This window comes from Pseudoalteromonas arctica A 37-1-2, assembly GCF_000238395.3.
In the GTDB taxonomy this organism is placed as follows: Bacteria; Pseudomonadota; Gammaproteobacteria; order Enterobacterales; family Alteromonadaceae; genus Pseudoalteromonas; species Pseudoalteromonas arctica.
Genome location: NZ_CP011025.1, coordinates 1,634,988 through 1,653,786, shown reverse-complemented (window position 1 = coordinate 1,653,786; position 18,799 = coordinate 1,634,988). Strand labels below are relative to the sequence as shown.

Sequence of the window (18,799 nt, the reverse complement as noted above, 5' to 3'; positions counted from 1 at the left end):
GTAACTCCAGCGAAGCAGAGTTACTCATGTGATGATTAAAACTGAGCCCGTATACCTAACGCATAACGAGAACCAAAATCTTCATAACCAACCTTCTGACTTTCATCCTGGTTGTAATATTGGCTTAATGTTTCGTTCGTAATATTTACTCCTTCAAAGTAAACCTGCATGGTGTCTGCAAAATCATAACTCGCTCTAAAATCAAGCTGCCCGAAGTCATCAACATGTTTTGGACCCCCTAGCCACGTGCTCGCCTCACTTAAATAATCAGAACGATAGTTATAGGCAAATCTTACTTTTATTGCGTCTCTTTCATAAAATAAAATCAGGTTAGCGTTATGCTCAGACAACCCTTCCAATGTTAAGTCCTCAACGCCACCCAACTCACTGTAATCAGCGGTACTATCTATGTTGGTGTAGTTAGCTTGAATCCCTAATCCATTAAACGGTTCAGGTAATTGGTCAAATAATTGTTGGTAAGCAACTTCAATCCCAGTGATCTCCCCCTCGCCACCATTTCTTGGGCGAGTATCACCAAATTGAACACCTTCAATCATGACTGGTTCTGTTGTAATTGTGAGGAATGAAGATAGGTTTTTTTGAAATCCAGCAAGGGTAATCGTCGTTGAATCATCCATGTACCACTCTAAAGTAACGTCATAGTTTTGAGATTTGAATGGTTGTAAATTTGGATTTTGAGCGTTAACTCTTTCCGCATCTACATTAATATTATAGGTAACACTGGTTGACAGGCTTGAAATAGTTGGTCGAGTGATGGTGTCAGAATAGCTAGCTCTAAAAATTAATCCCTCGACATCCATAAACTCCCATTTAAAGTTTGCACTAGGAAGAATTTCATCATAATCACTCTCAAATGATCTTACTTCTGGGTCACTAAAAACAGCATCTCTGTTTTCAATGCTGCCATCAGGGTTTACAATATTTATTAACTTTTCAATGTAAACATATTGCCCGGTTGAAGTGAGATCGGTTTGAATATATCGTGCGCCCAAGTTTAAATCCCAGTTGTCACCAGCAAACCCTAGTTGAACATAGGCAGCAAAGTTATCTTCTTGAACGTTAGTGGTTGCACCTTCGCTTGCTTGGGCATCGAATCCCCCAGAAGCCAACAGTGTCTCTACGTTTGCTCGATCTTCAGTGGAAAGTTGACTTAATGCTTCTTCAGATTGGTAATAGGCGGTTAATGCGTCAAAATCATAATCAATCCAGCTGTTTGCAAAACCACCACTCACTTCGCTTAAAAAGTCACTTGGTTTAAATGCTTTAAATACTGATGGATCTGTTATCGACACTTTTGCATTATTAAAACACCGTCCACATACTCCTCGTCTAGATGCTGTTCTGTCTTTTTCTCTTTCTGAGTAATAAAAACCAAAATCAATATTGTGTAAATACCCCATTTCATCAACAATGTACTCAAAATCAAGCTTAGCTTCTAAAACGTTATCCTGCGTATCATTACCAGCATTAGTTACAACATGAGAAGACCAAATATTTGGATCTGTAAGATCTTCTTTGGTATTAATTAAAGGAAAGTCGCCTCCTAATGAGTACGCCATTTCACTAAATGCACGTGTTACATAAAAACGACTTTTACCATACCCATCTCCTTTAGCTTCAGAGTAGGCAATATCAGTAATCGCTTTCAAGTTATTTGAAATTTGCCACTCATGATTTAACCCTACTTGGTAGGTAGTAGTATCTCGAGGAGAAGACGCTCTAATAACATCAACAAAACCATCTTTAGTTGCAGATTGAACCATGCCGCTATTATTAACTACAACATTACTAAAACCATTTTCGCGACCTACACTGAATGGAAATGCGACTTCGGTACTACTATCTTCAACGTTAAATATCGAAAATAAGCCATCGATCGTCAAAACCTGATCATCATTTGGCTTCCATTGATACACCAATGTACCGCCAATGCGCTCACGGTCCTGATCAAAAACTTGATATCTTTGGCTCGCTAAGGTTAAAACATCATTTGCCGGTTCGCCATTTACGGTCTGTGTTTCATCAAAGCTATATGGAACATAACCATCAGAGAAAACGCTATCAATTCTTACTGTACGTTGATTGTAAGAAAGCGATGCCAGAAAACCCATGTCATCATTAAAAAGCGTACTAAACAGGGCTGAGCCTTTCATATCGTAAGATTCAGCATTAGTATCATACGTACCGGCGATAGAAGCACTTACCTTTGTCTCATTGATATCAAATGGTCTCCAAGTAGTAATATCAACGGTTCCACCAATCGCCCCTTCGGTTAGGTTAGAACTATAGCTTTTATAAACGGTTGCCCCATTAATTAAATCTGCAGGTAAGACATCGAGACTAAATTCACGTCCAGCATTTTCGGTAGCCAAAATACGTCCATTTGCCAATACCGTATTAAACTCAGGCCCAAGTCCTCGAACAGTAATAAAACGACCTTCACCACCAGATCGGTCAATTGAAACTCCGGTAATACGTTGCAGTGACTCGGCCACATTCGCATCAGGGAAAACCCCTAAATCTTCAGCGGAAATACCATCGACAATGTTTTCTGAAGAGCGCTTTTTCTCGTTAGCGGTGATAATACTCTGGCGAATACCTGTAACTTGGATTACTTCTACATCATCATTTTGATCCACAGATAATTCTTGGCTAATTGCATCAGATAAAGGCAGTAAACCGAATGTCCCTGCTAGTAACGTGTTTATGTAAATGTTTCTTTTCATTATTATGACCCCTGTTGATTAGGTAGTTGTAAATTTATTATCAGCATCAGGTGAATGTTAAACTTATACATCTTTTTAAATTACTCATTTACCAACTGGTTACATATTAATATCAAAACTTTCGCTTCTTAACTTATCGGTTTAACTATAATCACTCCTGAAAAATCACTTCGCTGTATATATTTCAAAGTTAAATATTTCTGCGAAAGTTAAATGTATTGAAAATTACGACTAGGTGGCATTAACTGATATAACTTTTACTTGAGGAAATATGTTTTTATTGCAGTGGCGTAGTTAATTTAACCACTTAATTGGGGGATGTTATTATCCATCTCATCAAACTTAGGTCACACTTTGGAAAACAGAGCAAGAACCAACTTTACACTCGAATTTAGACTTGAATGCGCACAATTAGTCGTCGATACAAACTATTCAATATGAGAAGCTGCAGAGGCTATGAATGTCGGTAAATCATCGCTAGATAAACGGGTCCGTCAGTTAAAACATAAACGTAATGGCATCACAGGCAAACAACACCCATGACGCCACAACAACTTGAAATTCGCGTGCTTAAAAAACGTATTGCGCATATTGAAGAAGAAAAGGAAATCCTAAAAAAGGCTACGGTGAATTCAATGAGTCAATGCAACACCTTATAATTTATTAATAATTAGGTAGCTATGACTGATTTACTAAAGCGTTGCTGTGAAGTATTTAATATACAGCGTAGTGGCTATAAATATTGGGTAAAAAACGCGTAGTATTAACTCTAAAAGGTTAAAGCATTAGCTACGGTAAAGAGCAGTTTCGCAGAAAGTGACGGCTCTACGGGTGCTGTAGTAATAGCAGCTATTGCTACAGCGAGAGGCTTAACGTTAAGTCGCTATATTGCACTCGTTTAATGAAAGAGCAGAAATTGGTGCGCTACCAACTTCCTAAGCATCAATATAAAAAAGTAGCTCAAGAGCATATAGCGATACCAGCACACTTGAGCGGAATTTACTTAAGTGCATTAGTAATTTAACTATTGAGAAATGAGGTAGTTACTGCGAGTTTATAAAGTGTTTGGGTTTAGTAAAAAGAAAGCTTAACGAGTGAAGCAGTCTAACAACGCCAAAACTATTGCTTTAATTCTATTATTCTAGTTCTATTGCTTTAGTTTTGGCGCTTATTAAAGGAATAATATTTACCCTTTCATTTGTTCAAGCTCTTTGCCTTTGGTTTCGTGTAAAAACTTAAATACAAATATGACTGAAACAAACGCACAAAATGCGTAAAAACCATAAGCCCCAGCTAAACCAATGCCTGTGAGCATAACAGGGAACGACCAAGTAATTAAAAAGTTAGCTATCCACTGGGCAAAGCCAGTAACTGCAAGGCCAGAGCCGCGAATTTGGTTAGGGAACATTTCGCCTAACATAACCCACATTACAGGGCCCCACGATAAGTTAAAAAAGAACACATACGCATTAGCGGCTATTAAAGCAACTATGCCCTGTTCTCCTAGTTCTAAGTTACCTGTTGAGCCAATATCTGCGTTTAAAAAGGCATAGACAATAACCGAAAGCGTCACCGTCATACCAATTGAGCCGGTTAACAAAAAAGGTTTTCTGCCAATTTTGTCTATAAAATACATGGTAATAAACACCGCTAAAATACTTACAAAGCCGCTTATTATATTAATAAGTAACGCGTCAGATTCAGTAAAACCGGCAGCTTGCCAAAGTACCGCGCCGTAGTAAAAAACAACGTTAATGCCTACTAATTGTTGAAATGTAGCTAAGCCAATTCCTATCCAAACAATGGGGCGTAAACGTTTTTTAGGTTTATCTGATTGTTTTAAATAGGAATTATAAAAGCTTTTTATTTGCGCTTTACTCACCTTTTATATACCCTTAATAGTCTTTATAACAATATCTTCGTATAGCTTTGGCTGAGTAATTTATGCACTATAAAACATCAAACATTACTAACAACATCGACGAAGAATCGATTCCTGATGACTGCATTAGTAATCTAACCGTAGATAATATTGTATTTGCTATTCATGAAGGTAAGTTAAAGGTGTTGCTGGTTAAATATAACCGCGGCCTTGCAACAAGCCTGTGGGGTTTAATTGGTCATTGGGTTCGTAAAGATGAAAACTTAGACCTTGCAGCTTTACGAGTTGTTAAAAGTACGACCGGTGTTGAAAACCTGTACTTAGATCAGTTAGGTGCTTTTGGTAACGTAGACCGCTACCCTGCCAGACGTATTATTACCATTGTTTATTATTCGCTCGTTCGCTTTGAAGAAACCAACCTTGTGAGTGGCGACAATGCTTTAGAATGTGAATGGTTTGATGTAAATAGTGTACCGGCTTTAATGTTTGACCATGCCGATATTTTAAAAAGTGGCTTAGACTACTTACGCTACAAAGTAAGACACGAGCCGATTGGTTTTAGCCTGCTCCCTGAAAAATTTACCCTGCTTGAGCTACAAGGAATTTACGAGTCGATTTTAAATAAATCACTCGATAAACCTAACTTTAGACGTAAGTTTCAAAAAATGAACTTACTAATAAACTGCAAAGAAAAACAAACAAATGTAGCTCACCGAGCCGCAACGCTTTATCGTTTTGACATAAACGTGTACGAAAAATTAAAAGAGTTTGGTTTTACGTTTGAGTTTTAAATATTCAAAAACATTATTGGATTAAAGTTTGGTCTTTAAGGCAAAACAGCATATTGCTAATATATATGTGATACCTTTAATTCGTTTGCATTATTAATATAAACTAATCAAAAAGGAGCTTTTTACTTGAAACTTACGCCGCCCTAGGCAACCACTCCCTTTTTCATCAGCACGTTACGTGCAACCTTAATCGCCATCTGCGCGAGAATCATTGTTATTTAAATAAAATACTCCCCTATACTTTGGGAAACTAACTAATTAGGTTTATTACATGTTTGATCACGTAAAAAGAGATTGGCTCTCTAATGTTCGTGGCGATGTGCTTGCTGGTATTGTTGTGGCGCTTGCCCTAATACCGGAAGCTATTGCCTTTTCTATTATTGCAGGTGTTGATCCAAAAGTAGGTTTATACGCCTCATTTTGTATCGCCGTTATTATTGCCTTTGTAGGCGGACGCCCTGGCATGATATCGGCGGCTACCGGTGCAATGGCGCTGTTAATGGTGACGCTGGTTAAAGATCATGGTCTGGAATACTTACTGGTTGCCACCTTACTTACCGGTGTACTGCAAATATTTGCAGGCTTTTTAAAGCTCGGTGAGTTAATGCGGTTTGTATCGCGCTCTGTTGTTACAGGGTTTGTAAACGCACTGGCAATTTTAATATTTATGGCGCAGTTACCTGAGCTGACCAATGTTACTTGGCATGTTTATGCAATGACCGCAGCGGGCTTAGGTATTATTTACTTATTTCCGTATATTCCAACTATTGGCAAAATCCTTCCCTCTCCTTTAGTGTGTATTGTTGTTATTACGCTGGTTTCACTGTTTTTAGGGCTTGATATAAGAACCGTTGGCGACATGGGCGAACTGCCAGACACCCTGCCTATATTTTTATGGCCCGATGTACCGCTAACACTCGAAACGCTGCAAATTGTATTACCCTATTCGATTGGTCTTGCGGTTGTGGGCTTACTTGAATCCATGATGACCGCCACTATTGTTGATGACTTAACTGATACAACTAGCGATCGTAATAAAGAGTGTAAAGGTCAAGGTATTGCCAATATTGGCGCAGGTTTATTTGGTGGTATGGCGGGTTGCGCCATGATTGGACAGTCAATCATTAACGTTAAATCGGGCGGTCGTGGACGACTTTCAACCTTTATTGCTGGTTTATTTTTAATCATCATGGTGGTGTTTTTAGATGAGTGGCTGCGTTTAATTCCTATGGCGGCATTAGTTGCAGTAATGATTATGGTGTCGATTGGTACATTCTCTTGGGCATCAGTTAAGGATTTAAAAAAGAACCCGCTTTCGTCAAACGTAGTGATGATTTCCACCGTTATTGTAGTTGTTGCCACGCATAATCTAGCCATTGGTGTTTTAGTTGGCGTATTGCTAGCTACGTTGTTTTTTGCGAACAAAATTGGTCGCTTTATGGTTGTTACAACTAAGCACGATGAAACTAAAAACCTAGTAACTTATGAAGTTGTAGGCCAGGTATTTTTTGCCTCAGCAGAGCAGTTTATAGCGTCATTCGATTTTAAAAGTGCGGTAACAAATGTTGTTATAGATTTAACCCATGCTCACTTTTGGGATATAACCGGTGTATCATCACTCGACAAGGTGGTTATTAAATTTAGACGCGAAGGCGCAACAGTTAATATTGTTGGTATGAATAGCGCAACCGAAACAGTTGTTGATAAGTTTGGCGTACATAACGACCCTAAAGAAGTCGATAAACTACTTGGCGGTCATTAAGGAGAATGTAATGAAAAAAATAATTACCTGTATCGATGGCTCTGTCATTACACACGCTGTAACCGAAGCTGCTATTTGGGCTTCAAAAAAGCTAAATAAACCAATTAGCTTTATACATATGCTTGAAAAAATACAACAAACTAATGTAGGTAACTACACCGGTACGATTGGTTTAGGTGCTCAATCGGCTTTGCTTGAAGAAATGACAAAACTCGATGAACACCGTAGTAAAATTTCTTTAAAACTAGCAGATGAATTACTCGACTCGGTTGCTGTAAAAGCAAAAATTGCTCATATTCAAAACTATGAATTAATTAAACGTCACGGTGATGTAATCGACGCTATTATTGATTTTAAAGATGATACTCGCTTAATCGTTATTGGTCGAAATGGTGTTGATCATCGTGTTGATTTAAATGCACTTGGTTCACACATCGAAACGCTCGTGCGTAGCGCCTCGCAACCAATATTGCTTATTTCTAAAAAGTTTAAGCAGCCTAAATCATTTATGATTGCGTACGATGGTCGCGAAACAGCCGACAAAGCACTGCAACAAGTTATTGATGGCGGTTTATTACATGGGCTTCATTGTCATTTAGTGAGTATTAATAATAATGAGAAGAACTTAGAAGAGAAGTTTCTTAACGCTCAATTTAAACTCAGTAGTATGGGTTTTGAAGTGTCTGCAAGCTTTTTAGAGGGCAATATTTTCGACTCGTTAATGCAATACAAAGAGCAAAATAACATTGATTTGATTGTTATGGGGGCTTTTGGGCACTCTAAGTTAAGGCAGTTTTTTGTGGGCAGTAATACCATTAAAATGCTCGAAAACAACGATGTGCCAGTTATTATATTAAAGTAAGTAGTTGTTTTAAGTAAGCACCACTTTAAAGTAAGCACCTGTTTTAAATGATATTTTAATGACCTACTTTAAAAGGCCTAAAATCACTTAACTGATTTTAGGCTTTTTTGTTTTTGGCTTAGCTTCAAACTTTTCAAATAAAAAATGAATAAACGACGTAACCTTTTGTGCCACAAACTTTCTATGCGGATAAATAGCAAATAAACCAAACTCAAAGGTTTTATAACCTTGCATAACCTGTACAAGCTTACCCGATGCAATATCGTCTCTCACCACTATTTCAGGAATTAAGCCAATACCGCCACCCGCTACAACCACCTCTTTTACAGCTTGTGGATTATTAACCGAAACACGCGAGTTTACGCTTGCCGTTAATGCCTCACCACTTGGTGAAACTAGAGGCCAATGGCGACCTATTTTAAAGTTGCTATCAATCACCGTAGCATGTTGCTCAAGCTCGTCAACACTCGCTGGTGCGCCAAAACGCTGAATATAATCTGCTGATGCACATAAAATTAAAGGGTAACTGGTAATTTGCCTCGCGATTAAATTAGAGTCAGACACACTGCCAATTCTAATTGCTAAATCAACCCCCTCTTCTAGCAAATCAATTGTTTTGTCTGAAAGCACTAAATCAATACTTAAATCAGGATAACGGCTCAGTAATTCAGGCATTAACGGCGCAAGATTTGATTCGCCAAAAGACACCGGCGCACTCACCCGAAGTTTGCCGCTAGCAAGCGCTGTTTGACCCGATAAGTTATCGAGCATTTCGCTGTAGCTTTCAATTACAGGCACTACGCTTGCGTAATAACTTTGCCCCGCTTCGGTAATCGAAATTCTGCGCGTGGAGCGGTTAAATAATCTAACCCCTAAGTCTTGCTCTACAATGCCCACGTACTTACTGACCAGTGCCTTTGAAAGCCCTAGTCTGTCGCCTGCGGCTGTAAAAGAACCTGTTTCAACAACCGCTATGATTGTTTTAATGCCAATAATAGTATCCATGATTGTCAATATAGCATTGACATTAATTCCTTACTAGCTCGGTTTTTCAATACTGATAATAGTGAAAGAATAGCGTTATTAAAAATCACTATTCAAAATTAAAAAACAGGATAACCCATGAGCAACCTAACGCTATACCGTTTTACTTTATCTGGTCATTCACATCGTGCAGAGCTATTTACATCGCTTTTAAATCTTGATGTAAATATGGTTGATGTTGCACTGCAAAACGGCGAACAAAAACAAGCTGACTTTTTAAAAATGAATATTTTTGGACAAGTACCGGTACTTAAACATAACGATGACGTTATTAATGATTCAAACGCTATTTTGCTGTATTTGGCACAAAAATTTGATGCTAACAGAACCTGGTACCCAGAAGATATTACTGTTCAAGCGCACATTCAGCGCTGGTTGAGCGTTGCTGCAGGGCTTGTGGCTTCAGGTCCGTGTGCAGCTCGTTTAGTCACTGTATTTGGCGCAGAGCTTGATCATCAAAACGCGATAAACATTGCCCACACATTATTTAAAACAATGGATGCGTATTTACAAAATCGCGAGTACTTAGTAGGCACTCAGCCTACTATTGCCGACATTGCCAACTTTTCATACATAGCACACGCACCAGAGGGTGGCGTATCACTTGAGCAATATCCCAATATTTTAAGATGGCTAAACAACGTTCGTAAACTTGATGGTTTTATAGCAATGCCTGAAAAAAAAGCGGGTTTACTAGCTTAGTTTTAAGTTTTTAATACTGTTTTATAAGAGGCTATTAAGCCTCTTTTTTTGTGTTTGTTTAAGTGAAATCTGAATTTAGTGAATAATATTTTTATTTTACAATAAGTTAAAATATATCCTGCGAATGGTTTCTTAAAATGTGCAGACATTTTTATATAAAACAAGGAAAATACTTTCTGGTAAAGCAATTACACATAAATATGATTTTGAAACAGTGTAAATAAGTAATAGTGACAAAGAAAAACTCTTTATCATTTCCTGCATAAAATACAGTAAACTATTGAATGCAAATAGGATTCAAGTTATTATTTTTTAATAACAAATTAAAAATGATTTAATTTACAGGACTATTGTATATATTCAAGGAGAGAGTAAGTGAGTAAAAAACGTTCAAACGCCAAATCTGGTAAAAACATAAAGAGTGATGCCAACACTTCAGGCATGGGAAAGGGCCATAAGCTACCAGAAGGTATAAAAGGATGGAGCTGGGGCGCCTTTTTATTTAATTGGGCGTGGGCAATACATAACCGGACATGGATTGGCGCACTTGTTCTTGTTCCTTATCTTGGTTTTATCATGGCATTTGTCTTAGGTTTTAAAGGACGAGAATGGGCATGGCAAAATAAAAGATGGGATAATATTGAACACTTTCAAGCTGTTCAGAAAAAGTGGTCATTTTGGAGTGCAGCTTGTCTCATAGCAGGCATGTCCATGGGACTTATACTTACATTAGGTGTGCCGCTGTTTCACATATTAATAAATAAATACCTCAGGTAAAGTTTACATATCAGGTTGGAAGGCAACTTACCTTCCACCTTTGTGCCTATTATTAATAAAAAACAATTTCAGGCTTAACTACCGTTAAGTGAGCTTACCCACATATCTCTTAATAACGTTAAGCGGCCCCAATACTTTTGCCTCTCAAGCTTTTCAGTTTACACTAAATTAAAGTTTAATACTTTGTTTCAAAACACTACAACTCTAAATCAAGCTCCTCAACGCCTTTAGCAGGTACGGCGCAGCAAATTAGCGCCTGCTCTGTCTCTACTGGGTAACTTACGTTATTGCGATAAACCACAGCGCCTGCGTTTATTTTTACAGCGCAACTGCCGCAGCTGCCGTTTCGACAGCCAAACTCAGGTTCTAAACCATGAGATTCGGCTACATTAAGTATAGTGTTATCGCCTTTATTCCAACGCTGTTCAAAGCCCGATTTACTAAATTTAATTACAGTGTTGTCTGCTTCTTCTACGCTAATCTCTTTGCTTTTATTAGGTGCTTCGTTTGTGTTAAGCACTTTGCGCTTAATACTGGAGGGTCCAAATGCTTCAGCAAATATGTTTTTATCCTGCACACCGAGCAATAACAGTTCGTTATATACGTGCTGCATAAACGCAGCAGGTCCACATAAAAAGAACTCGTAATCATCAAGTGGTAAATAATACCTAAACACATCCGCATTTATGCGCCCTTTTAAATTAAAGCTTTCGTCTTTTAAGTTAAAGCTCTCATTTTTTAAATTAGAGCCATTGCCTTGCTTTTCATCAAGCTCAGGCTGCGATAAAAGTGAGTAGTAATCAATTGCCCCGACACTCGTATCTGCAAGTGTTTTTAGCTCGTTATAAAACGCACGCTGCTGTTTATTTTTAGCACTGTGAAAAATATGCAAAGGGCGTGTATAGCGGGTTCTTAACCCTTCGTGTGCAATATGTTTAGCCATTGAGATCATAGGTGTAATACCTATTCCGCCACCAATTAGTACCGCTGGTTTGGTACTAGTTGGGTCAATAAAAAACTGCCCTTGTGGGTATTTAGCTAAAATAACGTCGCCTACATTTACGTTATTATGAAAGTAGTTAGACACCTCGCCACTGAGTTCTTTTTTAATAGATAACCGATAAAATAGTTCATGAGGGCTTGATGACACGGTGTAGGTTCTAATAACAGGTTTGCTATTACTGTTATTGCTACTATTTTTACATGGTATTTGTACAGTTAAATGCTGCCCAGCTTTAAACGGTAACAAGGTTGTATTGTTATGCCCTTCTAAATAAAAGGAGGTAATTACATTACTTTCTTTAATTATTTTAGTTACTTTTAAAGGCTGCCAAGTATGTTTTAGTTTTTCGGCTTGTTTGTTTTTATCAGCCTCAAGCCACGTGCCCGTCATTTTAGTGTTAGGGGAATAAGCATCAAATTTAGCACTAAACGGGAGTAAGTTTTTAAGCCACATTCCTTTAGTGAGGGTAAATTTCCAGCCTCGGTCTGCGCCAATAAAGCCTTCAAGCGCTGGGTGCCCGTCCCATAAAATCTCAACGCTGCCGGTAAGCATTAATACATTGCCGGTGTCAAAATCAGGAAATAACAAACCTGCTTTTGGGTTTAATAAAAAGTTACCCAAGGTATTAAAAAAATTGTTACCTGCGTAATCAGGAATCGTTAATGTGTTGCCTTCGCGCTTTACAAAGCCCGGCAACCCACCACGGTGAGAAACATCAACCCCTTCAATTTTTGGATTGTTTTTAGCGGTTATAAAACTCGATACAAAAAATGTATCGGTTGTGTCAATTAACATACTGGCTGCGTTATCAAGTGTATTAAATTCAACTTTTTGTACTGCACTACTTTTAACTAAAGGATCTCTATTAAACGTTAAGTCGCGCGTTTGAATATACTGTGGGCAATTTCCAAAGGATTGATCAACATTAAAACTCACCTGATTATCGTCAATTACCTCACCTACGCGCACATTTAGACGGTTACGCCTACGTGTGCTTAGCTCAATGCCTAACAAACCAATTGGCGAGCCGGCAATATTTAACGTGCCATGTAAGGGGTCGTTTTTATCAACCGCGTGGGTCATTAATAACGACGTGGGTGTGGGGGCGCTTAAAAAGCCTGACTGCCCTGAAACAATAGATACCCACACATCGGCATTTTCATCAACACTGCCTGCAACCACAAATGGTAACTGCTCAAAAAAGGCTTGATGTTGCTTTGGCATAAATGAGCGCACGGCACGTTTACCAAATGTTTCCATTATTTCTCGTTTACCGAGTTTGTCTTGTATTGCCAGCTCGCCTTCGTGAAAAGGTGAAGCATCTATTGAGTTTGTATTTATCATTTTGCTCGTAATTAGTGTGCGTATTTTATGGGCTAAATTTAACTCAATACACACTCAATGATAATGAGTGTTTTATTGACTGATAATGCACAAAATAATGACAATACTTGCACCCTCTTAGTGCTAGGCGCGCACCAACATATAACAAAACGGGTTTTATCCTCACTCTAAAAATACATTAAATACTATTTAAACAATAACTTAAAAAACTGGCTGTATTTTTGCAAACATTCTATTAACAAGCCCGTTTTACTTACGGCAAAAATTTAGGTTGTGAGCACAATTGCTATTAGCAACCATCGGCAAAGAAGCCCGCACACAGTTATGCATATTGCGTATTTGTGGCGGGCTTTTTTGTGAATTGTATTTAAACCGTCACTTTAAGGAATGCCCTATGCAAACCTCGCAAAAAATACTCATTATTGGTAATGGTATGGTCGGACACCACTTTGTTGAGCAAATGCGCCAAAGCGATGCCAACGCAGACATTACTGTACTTTGCGGAGAAGCAAATCTTGCATACGATCGCGTGTACTTATCAAGTGTATTTGATGGCAAAACAGCTGCCGATTTAGCACTTACCACTCACGACAACTACAAACAGCTCAATATTAATGTGCATACCAGCCAGTGGGTTGAAGGCATTGATAGAACAGCAAAAATAGTGACCACATTAACCGGTGAGCAATACCCGTACGACAAACTGATACTCGCGACAGGTTCATTTCCGTTTGTGCCGCCTATAAAAGGTAACGACCAACCCCATTGTTTGGTGTATCGCACATTAGAAGATTTAGAACAAATAAAAGCCAGTGCCGCTGTAAGTAAAAGCGGTGTTGTTATTGGCGGTGGTTTATTAGGGCTTGAAGCCGCAAACGCCATTAAGCAACTAGGGCTTGATACCCACGTAGTTGAATTTGCACCACAACTTATGGCTGTTCAACTTGATGGACAAGGCGGTACGCTACTAAAAAATAAAATAGAAAAACTCGGCGTAACAGTACATACATCAAAAGCAACCAGTGAAATAGTAAAAGGCGAAACGAGCCGCTTTAGATTAAATTTTTCGGATGAGTCATTTTTAGAAACAGATCTGATTTTGTTCTCTGCCGGTATTCGCCCGTACGACCAACTTGGCAAAATTGCTGATTTAGAACTGGGTGAGCGCGGCGGTATTATTATTAATAACCAATGCCAAACATCAGATCCTGATATTTTAGCCATTGGTGAATGTGCCCTGTGGGACAAAAAACTATTTGGCTTAGTAGCACCGGGTTACAACATGGCGCGCGTTGCAGCGAGTCAATTAAGTGGTGGCGAGCTTGAGTTTTTAGGTGCCGATATGAGCACTAAACTTAAGTTGTTAGGTGTAGAAGTAGGCTCAATTGGCGACGCTCACGCAAAAACGCCAGGCTGTAAAGAACTTATATATCAAGATGCTATTCGCGGCTGTTATAAAAAAATCATACTAAGTGAAAAAGGCGATAAATTACTGGGCGCTGTACTTGTTGGCGATACCAGCGACTACGATACTTTATTACAGTACATGCTTAACGACATGGACTTACCAGAAAACCCTGAGTGTTTAATTTTACCAGACAGCGGCGGCGCACCGTCGTTATCGGGCAGTGCCCTACCCGACACAGCCACTATTTGTTCGTGTCACAATGTGAGTAAAGGCGACATTGTAGGTGCAATTGATGGCGGCTCGTGCGATTTAGCCTCGGTAAAATCATGCACTAAAGCAGCAAGCGGCTGTGGCGGTTGTGCTGCGTTATTAAAATCAGTTGTTGATAACGAATTAGCAAGTCGCGGTGTTGAAGTAAACAACCATGTATGTGAGCACTTTGCGTATTCACGCCAAGAACTACTGCACATGGTAAAAGTAGAAAGCATTAAAAGCTTTGATGACTTACTAACTAAACACGGCAGCGGTCATGGCTGTGAAATATGTAAACCTGCCATTGGCTCTATTTTAGCTTCAACATGGAACGACTTTATTTTAGAACCCGCTCATGTTGGCTTGCAAGACACTAACGATACATACCTAGCAAACATGCAAAAAGATGGTTCGTACTCTGTAGTACCCCGTATTGCTGGTGGCGAAATAACGCCCGACAAACTCATTGTAATTGGACAAGTAGCCAAAGACTTTAACCTGTACTGTAAAGTCACTGGCGGTCAGCGTATTGATTTATTTGGTGCGCGCTTAGAAGAGCTTCCTGTTATTTGGGAGCGACTTATAGAAGCTGGATTTGAGACAGGTCATGCCTATGGTAAGTCTCTTAGAACCGTTAAATCGTGTGTGGGTAGTACGTGGTGTCGTTATGGTGTGCAAGATAGCGTTGGACACGCAATAGAAATAGAAAACCGCTACAAAGGGTTACGTGCGCCGCATAAATTTAAAATGGCGGTATCGGGTTGTACCCGCGAATGCGCCGAAGCACAAAGTAAAGATATTGGCATTATAGCCACCGAAAACGGCTGGAACTTATACGTCTGTGGTAATGGCGGTATGCGCCCTCGCCATGCTGATTTATTTGCGACCGATTTAGACACGCCAACACTTATTAAATATATTGACCGCGTAATTATGTTTTACATTAAAACGGCTGACAAATTACAGCGTACATCGGTATGGATGGAAAACCTTGAAGGCGGTTTAGACTACCTCAAAAGCGTAGTCATTGACGACAGCTTAGGCATTTGCGACGAGCTAGAAGCGCAAATGGAGTTAATTACACAAACCTATGCGTGTGAGTGGAAAAAAGCGATTGAAAGCCCAGATGCAGCCAAACGATTCCGCCAGTTTGTTAACAGCCCCGAAACCGATGACAACATTTTATTTGTGCAAGAACGTAACCAAATTCGCCCAGCTACAGAAGCCGAAAAACGTGAGCAACGTAATACACAAAACCGTATTCCAGTAATGGAAGTTGAAGAGGAGCAAGCTGATGTCTTGGCATAATATTGGAACAATCGACAACCTAGTGGCTAATAGCGGCGTATGCGCATTAGTTAATAATCAGCAAGTGGCTATTTTTTACATTCCACAAAATCCAACGGCTGTGCTTGCCATTAGCAACTACGACCCGATTGGCAAAGCCAATGTATTATCGCGTGGCATTATTGGCTCAATCGACAATAAATTAGTTGTCGCATCGCCTTTATATAAGCAACACTTTTGCCTAGAAACAGGCGAATGTTTAGAAGCAGAAGCAATACACTTACCGGTTTTTAATGCAAAAATTGAAGACGGCAGTGTATTTATAAGCTCTGAACCAAAAGTTACAACAGCTGTGGCTTAGGGGGAATATTATGAGTGTACTGTCTTATTTTTCGGGTATTGAAAACGTGTGGCTAAATAAGCTTGTTACTAAGCTAACAAGCTCAAATGATCGCAGTGCTAAAAGCGGCAACGTTTATATAATTGGTGCGGGCCCAGGAGACGCAGAGCTAATTACGGTAAAAGCGCAGCGTTTAATTAATACCGCCGATGTTGTTTTATACGATTGGTTAGTAAGCGATGATTTATTAAAAACGCTCCCTAAAAAAGCGCAGCGTGTATTTGTAGGTAAACGTGCGGGTAAGCACTCAATGACCCAAGCTAACATTTGCGAACTACTGGTTAAATACGCGCAACAAGGCTTAAACGTAGTGCGTTTAAAAGGCGGTGATCCGAGTATATTTGCACGTATTAACGAAGAAGCCGATGCACTTACCAAGCATAATATTAATTTTGCTATTATTCCGGGTGTTACAACGGCTTGTGCTACTTCTGCTTATACGGGTATTCCGCTCACTGCACGCGATGTAGCGCGTAGTGTTACATTTTTAACGGCGCAGTTTGCCGATCCTAACAAGCAACCTCATTGGCAAAATTACGCGTTTATGCCTGCAAACAACAACCCCACTTTAGTGGTTTATATGGGGCTTTCGCGCTTACAAACGCTAAGCAACGGTTTGCAATCAGTGGGCTGGCCAAGTAATACACCCATTGCACTAATAGAGAATGCCACTACCACTAAGCAAAAAGTAATTACTAGTACGCTTGAACTGATAGTAAATGAGCATGCTAAACACAACCTTCAAGGTCCTACCCTTATTATGATTGGTGAAGTAATAAATCATAAAATGGCAATTAGCCCTGAGTTATTAAACAGTATAAATGTTAACGCATGATACAAAATGAATAATGCACTTTTCGCGCTTACTACCTCCCCAGGAGTAGGCGCTTTTTTTGTTTTTAATTTGGGTTCAAGTTGTGTGCAATAACATGTTTAAATGCACCAAATAAGTTAAAAGTAATGGTAATTTAAATTATAGAAAAACAGTGGCAAACAAAAACAACACTTTAAGCAATTGTATTAGCTTGATTTTAAATTCAATGATGAAATTTATTAATGATTGGAACAGTGGTTGCACTTTAAAAACAAAAAAGTGTGGAATAATACCAATGGCGACAAGCAATCCTCTCACAAAACAGTTTTTATTAGCAGCAAAGTATCAAGAAATACACGCGCTAAAGCAATTACAAAACAGTTGTGCCTCGCTTACTAAATTAGGCGATTTTGTACATCAGTTACAAAAAGAACGCGCAATGAGTAATATATTTTTGGCCTCAAATCGAGAGCGATTTAAAACCCAATTACAAGAACAAATCCCTTTAAGCGACAGCGCACAAACTGCATTTTATGATTCTCTTAAACAAACATTTATAAACGACAACGCCGATACTGGCCATACTCGGTTATTTAATTTAATTACCTATAGCTTACAAGCACTCGATGCATTACCGTTATTGCGCAAGCAAATAGCACAACAAAACATTAGTGCGGTACATGCTACGCAGTCATTCACTCAGTTAATTGCTAGTTTACTCAATATTATTTTAGAGGCAGCTGATGGCGCAAGCGATCCCAAAATAACGCGCTTATTAGTCGCATTTTTTAATTTTATGCAAGGTAAAGAATACGCAGGACAAGAGCGTGCCTGTGGTGCACAAGCATTTGCAGCGAGTAAATTTACCACAGAACAAAAACAACAACTCGCGCATTTTGTACAAGAGCAAAACCACAGCTTTGACTTTTTTAATGAGTACGCCGATGCGCACCTTTTAAAATGTTTTGGCACACTAACAACGCATCAGGTTAATAATCAGGTAGAGCAACTTAGAAGTTTACTGCAAAAGCTCGATGACGAGAACGCTCAACCGCTCTCACAACTTAGCGAAGTATGGTACGAAGTAACCACTACGCGCATAGATATAATGCACAAAATTGAACAAAATATAGCAGATCAGTTAATTGATACCGCAGCAATGCAAATAGCCTGTGCTCAACGTAGCTTAAATACAAATAAGCAGGTACTTAACAATATGGTAGAGCAACACATAGCCCCTACTTTTGGCCAATTAGCCGTTAAGCAACCAGAGCCAGAAGTGAGCCAAAACATAGCGGCCGATAAGCTCAATAGTAATAAAAGTATGTACGATTTAATTATCGAGCAAAGCCAGCATATTAAACAAATAAACCAAGCGTTACTTGATGCTAAAAAAGTAATTAGTGAGCAAAAGGTAATTCACCAAGCCAAGTACATACTTATTGAGCAGTTAAAGCTCACTGAAGAGCAAGCCCATAAACAGCTACAAAAACAAGCAATGGATACACATAAAACCTTATTTAGCGTAGCGCAAACAATTGTACAAATGAGCGATTAAATATGCTGTTTTTACTTGGGCATGTTGATCTTTAGTAAGAACACTACCCTACATAATACTTATTTATTCAGTTATAAATTTCACGATCAGACTTAGTTTTACCTTATTAGAAAATAGATTCATAAGCTACTGACTATAATAAGGTAAGGCTTTAATTTGGCGTTAA

13 protein-coding genes and 2 pseudogenes are annotated in these 18,799 nt (G+C 39.0%); 11 read left to right on the top strand and 4 right to left on the bottom strand.

Annotation, left to right across the window (positions count from 1 at the left end):
* Window positions 1-35: 35 nt before the first annotated feature.
* On the bottom strand, window positions 36-2,747 hold the full coding sequence (locus PARC_RS07435) for a TonB-dependent receptor (protein ID WP_010552571.1): 2,712 nt from the start codon (window positions 2,745-2,747) through the stop codon (window positions 36-38).
* A 318-nt stretch (window positions 2,748-3,065) separates the two neighbouring features.
* Here PARC_RS07435 and PARC_RS22000 point away from each other — a divergent pair.
* Window positions 3,066-3,371: pseudogene (locus PARC_RS22000) on the top strand (transposase); the annotation flags it as partial.
* Between the two features lie 277 nt (window positions 3,372-3,648).
* Window positions 3,649-3,771 carry a hypothetical protein gene (locus PARC_RS21930; protein ID WP_272948021.1) on the top strand — a complete coding sequence of 41 codons (123 nt, stop codon included), beginning with the start codon at window positions 3,649-3,651 and terminating at the stop codon, window positions 3,769-3,771.
* A gap of 162 nt (window positions 3,772-3,933) precedes the next feature.
* Here PARC_RS21930 and PARC_RS07430 read toward each other — a convergent pair.
* Window positions 3,934-4,563 (bottom strand): annotated as a pseudogene (locus PARC_RS07430) (MFS transporter); the annotation flags it as partial.
* Window positions 4,564-4,691: 128 nt separating this feature from the next.
* On the opposite strand from PARC_RS07430, the gene PARC_RS07425 reads away from it, so the two are divergent.
* From PARC_RS07425 to PARC_RS07415, 3 genes are all read left to right on the top strand, one after another.
* The gene (locus tag PARC_RS07425) at window positions 4,692-5,420 is read left to right on the top strand and encodes an NUDIX hydrolase (RefSeq protein WP_010552568.1); all 729 of its coding nucleotides are present in this window, start codon (window positions 4,692-4,694) and stop codon (window positions 5,418-5,420) included.
* Between the two features lie 271 nt (window positions 5,421-5,691).
* Complete coding sequence (locus PARC_RS07420; protein WP_007585195.1) at window positions 5,692-7,182, top strand: SulP family inorganic anion transporter; 1,491 nt, start codon at window positions 5,692-5,694, stop codon at window positions 7,180-7,182.
* Window positions 7,183-7,192: 10 nt separating this feature from the next.
* On the top strand, window positions 7,193-8,044 hold the full coding sequence (locus PARC_RS07415) for a universal stress protein (protein WP_010552567.1): 852 nt from the start codon (window positions 7,193-7,195) through the stop codon (window positions 8,042-8,044).
* Between the two features lie 87 nt (window positions 8,045-8,131).
* Here the strand turns inward: PARC_RS07415 and PARC_RS07410 are convergent, their stop codons facing one another.
* A complete protein-coding gene (locus PARC_RS07410) occupies window positions 8,132-9,049 on the bottom strand; it encodes a LysR family transcriptional regulator (RefSeq protein ID WP_010552566.1) in 918 nt (305 codons plus the stop codon).
* Between the two features lie 117 nt (window positions 9,050-9,166).
* Here PARC_RS07410 and PARC_RS07405 point away from each other — a divergent pair, with 117 nt between their 5' ends.
* Both PARC_RS07405 and PARC_RS07400 read left to right on the top strand, forming a co-directional pair.
* On the top strand, window positions 9,167-9,790 hold the full coding sequence (locus tag PARC_RS07405; RefSeq protein WP_010552565.1) for a glutathione S-transferase: 624 nt from the start codon (window positions 9,167-9,169) through the stop codon (window positions 9,788-9,790).
* 375 nt (window positions 9,791-10,165) lie between these two features.
* On the top strand, window positions 10,166-10,567 hold the full coding sequence (locus PARC_RS07400; RefSeq protein ID WP_010552564.1) for a hypothetical protein: 402 nt from the start codon (window positions 10,166-10,168) through the stop codon (window positions 10,565-10,567).
* A 196-nt stretch (window positions 10,568-10,763) separates the two neighbouring features.
* On the opposite strand, the gene PARC_RS07395 is transcribed toward PARC_RS07400, so the two are convergent.
* Window positions 10,764-12,914, bottom strand: a complete 2,151-nt coding sequence (locus PARC_RS07395; protein WP_010552563.1) for a 2Fe-2S iron-sulfur cluster-binding protein — start codon at window positions 12,912-12,914, stop codon at window positions 10,764-10,766.
* 394 nt (window positions 12,915-13,308) lie between these two features.
* On the opposite strand from PARC_RS07395, the gene nirB reads away from it, so the two are divergent.
* From nirB to PARC_RS07375, 4 genes are all read left to right on the top strand, one after another.
* Window positions 13,309-15,882: a nitrite reductase large subunit NirB gene (nirB, locus tag PARC_RS07390; protein ID WP_010552562.1), complete on the top strand. Its 2,574-nt coding sequence runs from the start codon at window positions 13,309-13,311 to the stop codon at window positions 15,880-15,882.
* On the top strand, window positions 15,869-16,222 hold the full coding sequence (nirD, locus tag PARC_RS07385; RefSeq protein ID WP_010552561.1) for a nitrite reductase small subunit NirD: 354 nt from the start codon (window positions 15,869-15,871) through the stop codon (window positions 16,220-16,222). The genes nirB and nirD overlap by 14 nt, the downstream gene beginning before the upstream one ends.
* 10 nt (window positions 16,223-16,232) lie before the next feature.
* Window positions 16,233-17,096 carry a uroporphyrinogen-III C-methyltransferase gene (gene cobA, locus PARC_RS07380; RefSeq protein ID WP_010552560.1) on the top strand — a complete coding sequence of 288 codons (864 nt, stop codon included), beginning with the start codon at window positions 16,233-16,235 and terminating at the stop codon, window positions 17,094-17,096.
* A gap of 274 nt (window positions 17,097-17,370) precedes the next feature.
* Window positions 17,371-18,633, top strand: a complete 1,263-nt coding sequence (locus PARC_RS07375; RefSeq protein ID WP_010552559.1) for a nitrate- and nitrite sensing domain-containing protein — start codon at window positions 17,371-17,373, stop codon at window positions 18,631-18,633.
* Window positions 18,634-18,799 lie beyond the last annotated feature (166 nt).